The 8174-nt window shown below is 40.5% G+C and carries 5 protein-coding genes and 1 pseudogene; all 6 read right to left on the reverse strand.

From position 1 onward, the window contains the following. Nucleotides 1-76: 76 nt before the first annotated feature. Nucleotides 77-1564, reverse strand: a complete 1488-nt coding sequence (ftsY, locus tag HMPREF2984_RS04915) for a signal recognition particle-docking protein FtsY (protein ID WP_057489618.1) — start codon at nt 1562-1564, stop codon at nt 77-79. 12 nt (nt 1565-1576) lie between these two features. Then, nucleotides 1577-2389 carry a Cof-type HAD-IIB family hydrolase gene (locus tag HMPREF2984_RS04920; RefSeq protein ID WP_057489617.1) on the reverse strand — a complete coding sequence of 271 codons (813 nt, stop codon included), beginning with the start codon at nt 2387-2389 and terminating at the stop codon, nt 1577-1579. Beyond that, nucleotides 2389-3183 carry a Cof-type HAD-IIB family hydrolase gene (locus tag HMPREF2984_RS04925; RefSeq protein ID WP_057489616.1) on the reverse strand — a complete coding sequence of 265 codons (795 nt, stop codon included), beginning with the start codon at nt 3181-3183 and terminating at the stop codon, nt 2389-2391. The genes HMPREF2984_RS04920 and HMPREF2984_RS04925 overlap by 1 nt, the downstream gene beginning before the upstream one ends. 1 nt (nt 3184) lies before the next feature. Continuing rightward, complete coding sequence (gene smc / locus HMPREF2984_RS04930) at nt 3185-6718, reverse strand: chromosome segregation protein SMC (RefSeq protein ID WP_070670636.1); 3534 nt, start codon at nt 6716-6718, stop codon at nt 3185-3187. Continuing rightward, entirely contained in the window at nt 6709-7407 is a 699-nt protein-coding gene (gene rnc, locus HMPREF2984_RS04935) for a ribonuclease III (RefSeq protein WP_049534586.1), read from the reverse strand. The genes smc and rnc overlap by 10 nt, the downstream gene beginning before the upstream one ends. 373 nt (nt 7408-7780) lie before the next feature. Further along, nucleotides 7781-8139 (reverse strand): annotated as a pseudogene (locus HMPREF2984_RS04940) (YbaN family protein). Nucleotides 8140-8174: the final 35 nt, after the last annotated feature.

Genomic DNA, 8174 nt, shown 5'->3' on the forward strand with positions numbered 1-8174 from the left:
TTTTTTGTTGCACTATATTTTACAATTTATCATATACAAAAGACTTGCAAAATGAATGAATTGCAAGTCTTTTTTCTTATACCAAGCCCTCTAAGAGCCCTTTCATAAAGTTTTCAGAGTTAAATACTCCAATATCGTCAATTTTTTCTCCGAATCCAATCAGTTTAACTGGAATATCCAGCTCTTGACGGATTGCAAGAACGACACCACCACGCGCTGTTCCATCAATTTTCGTCAAGACAATTCCTGTTACTGGCGTAATTTTTGAAAATTCCTTAGCTTGAACAAGGGCATTTTGACCGGTTGAGGCATCTAGTGCCAAGAACGTTTCATGCGGCGCAGCTGGATCTACCCGTTTGATAATCCGTCCAATTTTTTCTAATTCTGCCATTAGATTATCTTTGTTTTGCAAGCGTCCGGCTGTATCAATCATGAGAATATCCACATTTTCAGCCTTTGCACGCTCCATACCGTCATAAACAACGCTAGCTGGGTCACTCTTTTCTGGACCTGTCACAACAGGAACATCTACTCGACGTCCCCATTCCACCAACTGAGCAACAGCTCCTGCCCTAAAAGTATCTGCTGCAACTAACATAACTGTCTTACCAGCCTGCTTATATTTATAAGCCAATTTCCCTATCGAAGTGGTTTTCCCAACTCCGTTTACACCAACAAAAAGCATGACTGTCAAACCGTCTTGTAAATTGATTTTTTCGTTAAATTGGCCATCTTTCTCATAGATGTCTACTAACTTTTCAATGATGACCCGACGAAGGACATCTGGCTTTTTGGCATTTTCAAGGCGAGCTTCTTGGCGTAAGGCTTCTGTCAGATTAGAAGCGACTTGCACTCCCACGTCACTCGTAATCAAGAGTTCTTCTAACTCTTCAAAAAATTCCTCATCTACCGAACGGAAATTGGCAAAGAAAGCATTAAGCCGCGCTCCAAAACCTGTCCGCGTCTTTTTAAGACTACGGTCATACTTTTCCTGAACCGTTTCTTTTTGAATAGATGAACTTGCTTCAATTGGTTCGCTAATAGTCTTCTCTGCCGTAGTTGACTCTGCTGAACTTGACCCTGCGTTCGCTTCGTTCAACTGCCTCATATTTTCTTGTTCTGCCTGCTGTCTTCTAGCTTCTGCTAAACGTGCCTGTAAATCTGTGGTAGCTGGATGAGTCGTATGTTGCGAAAAGGCTGCTGTCTCGTCAGGTTGTGGAGTTCCCATTTCATTCTGTAATGTATGATTTTCTGGAGCTTGGAAATCATTTTCAGCAAACTCTAGACTTGATCCTGTAGTAGCCGTTTCCGGCTCCATTTCTTCTACTTTTTCTTGAATGGTTTCAAGACGTGTCTCATCATTAGCAAGACGTTCTTTCAATTCTGTTTGGAATGTTTGTTCACCTAGATTCTCAGATTGCGTATTCTCTACAGGAGCTGTTTCTACTTTTTCTAGATTCTTTCCTTGATCATCCTCTGATACTGTTTCTACAGCTTCTTCAGGAATATTTTCAACTGTTTTTTCTTCTTTTTGGCGACCAAAAAGGCGATCAAATAAGCCCATTCAATTCCTCCTTTATTTCAGTGCATATTTTTCTATAGCCCAAGCAACAGCATCTTCATCATTGGTCATCGGCGTCACCACATTGGCAACTTCTTTGACTATTGCTACTGCATTTTGCATAGCTACACCAAGTCCTGCCCATTTTATCATAGACAGGTCATTTGCTTCATCTCCGCAAGTCATGACTTGACTTTGTTCAATTCCTAAATGAGCAATCAATTTTTCTAAGCCATTTGCTTTATGGACATTCTTCGGAGACCATTCTAACAGCATATCGCGCGACTTAAAAATTTCATATTTGTCAAATAAATCGGACGAAAGTTGAGCAATACCACGATCAAGCGGATCTGGTGCATAAGCTGTTACACACTTATTATAAGTCTGTTGGCTAGATAAGTCTGCAAATGAAACCGACTCAAATGTTAAAGCAGGATTGCAAGTTTGATAAAGCGATTCATGGTCTGACTGGATTTGGTAGACAGTTCCTTCGCAAATCGCATCTAGTGGCAAGCCTAACTTTTCTGTTTCCTCAAAAATACGAGCCACATCGTCATAAGCAAAGACTGTTTTATCAAGAATTTCACCTGTGTTACGTTGCACCAAACCACCATTAAAAGTAATGGTGTATTCGTCCTCTTGATTAGCTACGCCTAGTTCGTTTAAGAAAAGTTCCATTGCTTTTAGAGGGCGACCGGTCGTCAAAACAATCTTGATTCCCTGCTCTTTAGCGGCTTTAAGCGCCGCTAAATTTCGAGCAGAAATTTTTTTCTCAGAAGTTAGTAAAGTCCCATCTAAATCTAAGGCAATCAATTTTATATCTGCCATTATAAGCCCTCCATATACGTCATAACTGAATGCGCCGCATGATGCCCAATGACCTCTTTGGCTACTTCCAAAATCTCTGGACGAGCATTTTCAGGGGCAATGGGATAACCTGCTACTTGCATCATGTGTAGATCATTCAAATTGTCACCAAATGTCATGACCTGATCCATCTCAAGATTTAATTTCTTCGCCAATTCGACAATGGCAACACCCTTGTCCACATAGTCTAGGACAATATCAATTGACTTATAGCCTGTTGTCATAGCTTTGACACCGGGAACGTGTTGATTAACCCAAGCTTCACCAGCAGCTACTGTTTCTTCAGAAAAATTGGTTGTAAATTTGAAAATTTCATCTGTAATATCCTCCAAGCGAGCTACTTTTTGGATATTTTCATTATAATGCGCACTAAAAGCTAAATAAGCTGGATCAACTGTTTCCAAAACATAACAGCCTTTTTTACCTGTTAGAAGCAATTCACTGGTATTGATGAAAGGAGATGTCTTCAATTTCTCAAAAGCTGACAGATAAAAATCTTTAGACATGGTTGCTTCGTAGAGATCTTCTCCGTGAAATTCTACCAGACTGCCATTTTCAGCAATAAAAATTATCTCATCTCGCACATCCTCAAATAGCTTTTCTAATGACAGCAAACCACGCCCACTGGCTACTGCAAAATAGATGCCTTTTTCTTTAAAACGGAGCAACAACTGCTTCAGTCGAACCATATCAAACTGCCCTTTGTCATCTAAAAAGGTGCCGTCCATATCTGTCGCAACTAATTTTATATTCATTTTACATACTTTCTAAATCTTTTAATTTTACGGAGACAATCTTTGACACACCGGACTCTTGCATGGTTACTCCATAGATAGAGTCTGCTGCGGACATCGTTCCTTTACGGTGTGTTACCACGATAAACTGGCTGTCCTTGTCAAAGCGATTGAGATAGTCTCCGAAACGTTTGACATTAGCTTCGTCAAGTGCAGCTTCCACCTCGTCCAAAATGACAAATGGTATCGTCTTGACACGGATAATGGAGAAGAGTAATGCCAAAGCTGACAGAGCTTTTTCTCCTCCGCTCATCAGATTGAGCGACTGAATTTTCTTACCAGGTGGTTGTACTGAAATTTCTACCCCCGCAGTCAGCAGGTCACCTTCGGTCAAAATCAAGTCCGCTGAACCACCGCCAAACATCTGTCTGAAAGTCACTTTGAAGCTCTCACGAATAGCTTCAAAGGTTGATTTGAAGCGGTCTTTTACTTCGTCATTCATTTCTTCGATGGTTTCCAAAAGTAGATTTTTCGCAGAAAGTACGTCATCTCTTTGAGTATTGAGGAAATGCAGTCGTTGACTGACTTCTTCAAATTGCTCTACCGCATCAAGATTGACTGGTCCTAAAGCCCGAATAGCCTTTTCTAAGTCCTTGACCTTAATTTCAGAAACCGCAAGATTTTCTAGTGGACGAGCCTGTTTACTAGCTTCATCAAAAGATATTTGATAGTCATCTGTCAAATTCGTCAAAAGGCGTCGAAGGACATCTGCAATCTTATCTTTTTCAGCTTCTGCCTTGGCTTGACTGCGAATCAAATCCTCATTTTTCTGACGGGCTTGTTCCAGATGACTGGTAAGATCTTCTGCTTGCCCTTCCAAATCGTCCAGTTCAAATTGGTACCGAATATTGGCTTGGTTCAAAGCTGTCTTTTCCTGTATAGCCTGTGTTAATTGCTCTTCTAAAACAGCAATATCCACTTTTGAAGCTGTCTCTTCCTTTTGCTCCATTAGAAATTGTAAAGTTGAAATCTCTTTGTCCAATTCAGATTTTTCATTGGACAAACGTGTGAGATCCATCTGAACGTAACGTTGATGCCCTATCAGCTCGGTACGGACCAATCGAAGCTCAGATAAGTGGGCTGTTAGCTTGTCTAAACGTGCCTGAATAGCATCTTTATCTGACTTAATCTGCTCAATCTCTGCTTCTGTTTCGGTTTTCTCTTGCTCAATTTCTGCAAGGCGATTAACCAATCGTTCCTTTTGCTCCGCCATATCAGGAAGAACTTCACGAGATAGCTCTCTTTCTTGCAGCGCTAAGAGCTCGGATAAGTCTTCAACCTGTTTATGTGTTTGCTCATAAGCCATTTGAGCCTTTTGCTCTGCTAATCGAGCTTCCTCACCACTTGCTTTTATTTCTTCTAACAGACTGTTGGCTTGGCTTAGCTGTGTGTGCAAATCCTCCACTTGCTTTTCTTGCTCGGCTAATGTTACATTCTTCTCAGAAAGTTCCTTTTGCAAAGCATCCAACTCCGGCTTGATGAAAATTGTATTGTTATTTCGATTAGCGCCACCTGCATAAGAACCGCCTGTCCGTAATTCTGTTCCATCCAGCGTGACAATTCGTACTTGATACCGAACTTTGCGAGCAGCTGCTCGCGCATTTTCTACCGTATCAAAAATGGCTGTTGTACCTAGCAAATTTTGGAAAATATGCTCTAAACTCTTATCATAGCTCACCAAAGACGAAGCCAAACCAAGAAAACCAGTGCTTTTTTCAATGCTTCCTTGATGATGATCTGGTAAATGCCGCGCTTTAATCGTTGTCAGTGGCAGAAAAGTTGCCCGTCCTGTTCGATTGCGTTTCAGAAATTCAATTGCTCGTGTCGCAGCTTGTTCGTCCTCTACGATAATATGCTGGCTACTTGCTCCAAGTGCAATTTCAAGTGCTGTCTGATAATGCGAATCAAAGCTCAGTTTTTCACTAACAGCACCGATAATACCGCCCAGGAGCTCTGCTTCTTGAAGAACACTTTTCACCCCAGCATAGAAATGACTGTGATTTTTCAGAATAGCTTCTAAACTACCAACACGCGCCTTTTTATTTTTTACATCATCCATTAAATCAAACATTGCCGTTTGGTTTTGCTGATAATTCGTTTTTACAGCTTGAACTTGCTTTAGCTGTGCCTGATAATCTGTCAGTAACTGCTGAACCGACTGCCGATCTGTTTCTAAATCTTCCAGTTGACTTTGCTCGTTGATTTGAAGATTCTTTAAATTTTCTTTTAACTTAGCAAATTCTGCTTGTTTGCTTTCAGATAATTGTAATTCGTTGGCTAAGCGACTTTCTAAAGCAGTTAAGTCATTGGATAAGTCCGCTTCTTCTTGCATCAATTGGACAAATTCAGCACGTAATTTTTCAATCATCTGGTCAGGATCGTCCGAAAATGCCTCAATTTCAGCTTCTAATTTATGAATCGCTTGTTGATTTTGTTCCAATTTTACAGCAAAATCAGTCAACTGCTCGTCTTTTCCCTGCCATTCTGTTTGAACCGCCTCTAATTTTTCTGTCAATCCTTTCAGGCGTTCCTCATTTTCCTTCCGACTGTTGGCAGCTTGACTAGATTCTAATTTGGAAACTTCGATTTGGCGTTCTAAGTCACTGATGAGGCGTGTTAGTTCAAGCAAACTCGCTTGGTCATCTGCCATTTGTTTTTGCAAATCATGGTGTTTTTCTTTCAGAAGAGCATTTTCTTGCTCTAGCTGGTCACGTTTGCTGTAATAAGCAGACAAAGATTGCTGAATCCCCACAAGCCGTTCTTCAGTATCATTCATCTGTGTTTTATTTCCCTTTATTTGAGCAATCAATACATCCAAATAAAGAGCACGGCGTTCCTCATCCAATTTCAAAAACTGCTTAGCTGTCGTAGCTTGCTTTTCAAGAGGCTTCACTTGACTATCGAGCTCATAAATAATATCTTCCAGCCGATCTAGATTATCTTGTGTTTGACTGAGCTTGCTTTCAGTCTCCTTGCGCCGCGTCTTGTATTTCAGTACGCCAGCCGCTTCTTCAAAAATGGCACGGCGCTCCTCTGGCTTGCTATTGAAAATTTCTTCCACCTTTCCTTGAGAAATAATGGAAAAACTATCTCGCCCAAGCCCTGTATCCATAAACAAATCATGAATATCTCGCAAACGTACCTTCTTGCCATCTATTTTATACTCGCTATCCCCGCTGCGATAAATATGACGCTCCACACGAATCTCATCTGCAGCTTGCTGGATAAAACGGTCTCTATTGTCCAAAACGACAACAACAGAAGCATAATTCAGTGGTTTGCGAGTTTCAGTACCCGCAAAAATGACATCTGGCATTTTCCCGCCACGAAGACTTTTAACACTGGACTCTCCCAGTGCCCAACGCAGGCTTTCAGTAATGTTACTCTTTCCTGAGCCATTTGGTCCAACGACTGCTGTCACTCCCTGATCAAATATTACCTTGGTCTTATCTGCAAAAGATTTGAAACCTTGAATTTCAATTTCTTTTAAATACATGAATGACTTCCCTTTTCAAATGCATTTTTAGCAGCTTCCTGCTCTGCTAATTTTTTCGAACGTCCTTGCCCTTGTCCAACCGTTCTGCCATCAACAGATACCGCTACAGCAAATTCTTTGGCGTGAGCTGGACCAGACTCAGAGATGACTTGATAAACAATCTCGACATCACCATTGACTTGGAGCAGTTCTTGTAGCTTGGTCTTGTAATCAATCACCTGCTCAAAGTCTCCAACTTCTACCTTTGGAATCATGACTTGATACAGGAAGTTTTTGACTGCTTCCACTCCTTTATCTAGCAATAAAGCTCCTAAAAAGGCTTCAAATAAATCTCCAAGAATGGTATCCCGATTACGCCCACCTGACTTTTCTTCGCCACGACCTAATTTGATAAATTGATCAAACTGACAATCTCGACTAAAACCAGCCAAACTCTCTTCACGTACAATCGTTGAGCGAAGTTTTGACAAGTCCCCTTCTGGTTTTTTCGGATATTTTTTATACAAATATTCCGAAATCAATAATTGCAGAACAGCGTCTCCTAAAAATTCCAAGCGCTCATTGTGTGAAATGTTTAAGAGGCGGTGCTCATTGGCATAGCTAGTGTGTGTAAAAGCTGTCTCCAGCAACTTTTCATCTTGGAAGACAATTCCAAATTGCTGACTCAAAACTTTATGTAAATCTCTCATTTTTTCTCCTTTCAAGAAGAACTTTTTCTTTTAATACTCAAAAAACTTAACAATCACCTCCAGCTGTCTCCCAGACAATTGGAACTAGAAAGCAAGCGGCGGGTGGGGCAAAAACTCTACTTGAGCTTTTGAGGTCGCAGGTGTAATCAACGAAGTCAGTAACAAAGAGTACAGCAAGGTTGACAAATGTTTCGCTTTCCTTCTCTGCCACCTCTCACAGTCATCCGGACTGTAAAATCCGACGAAGTTTGAAGAGATCTTCACAGAGTATAAAAAGAAAACAAATTCTCTATTATTATATCAAAAAAATCCTTGATACTCCAACGATACCAAGAATTTGATAGGAAAAGTTCACCAGAGATGAAATGAATTTTCATTCTTTATCTGGAATGACTTTGAATAAATAATACGTCATAAAAAGGGTTAAGGCAGCTAAAGCAAACTTCACCCAGATAAGAGGTGCAAAGAAGATAGAAATTCCCGTTAGAATATAAATGGAAATAAGAATTTTTCTTTTACGCTCCCGAGCAATAGCATCTGTTTCGCGAAAGTCCACCACATAGATTTGATACAACTTAGTATGGTATAGCCATTTTTCAAATCGTTTGGAAGAGCGTGAAAAGCATGCAATCGCCAACAGCAAAAAGGGGGTGTCGGTAATAGCGGTAAAGCAACTCCCAAAAGGGCTAATCCTAATAAAGTAAAACCAATCATTAAGTAAAAAATTCGCATACCCTGTTGTAAAATGAAGTGCAACACAGAAGACA

Origin of the sequence: Streptococcus sp. HMSC066E07, assembly GCF_001814695.1 — a bacterium.
Taxonomy (GTDB): Bacteria; Bacillota; Bacilli; order Lactobacillales; family Streptococcaceae; genus Streptococcus; species Streptococcus hominis.

Bases quoted from the DNA above. Each gene is read 5' to 3' on its own strand.
- ftsY (WP_057489618.1), bottom strand. From the start codon at position 1,564: ATGGGCTTATTTGATCGCCTTTTTGGTCGCCAAAAAGAAGAAAAAACA.
- HMPREF2984_RS04920 (WP_057489617.1), bottom strand. From the start codon at position 2,389: ATGGCAGATATAAAATTGATTGCCTTAGATTTAGATGGGACTTTACTA.
- HMPREF2984_RS04925 (WP_057489616.1), bottom strand. From the start codon at position 3,183: ATGAATATAAAATTAGTTGCGACAGATATGGACGGCACCTTTTTAGAT.
- smc (WP_070670636.1), bottom strand. From the start codon at position 6,718: ATGTATTTAAAAGAAATTGAAATTCAAGGTTTCAAATCTTTTGCAGAT.
- rnc (WP_049534586.1), bottom strand. From the start codon at position 7,407: ATGAGAGATTTACATAAAGTTTTGAGTCAGCAATTTGGAATTGTCTTC.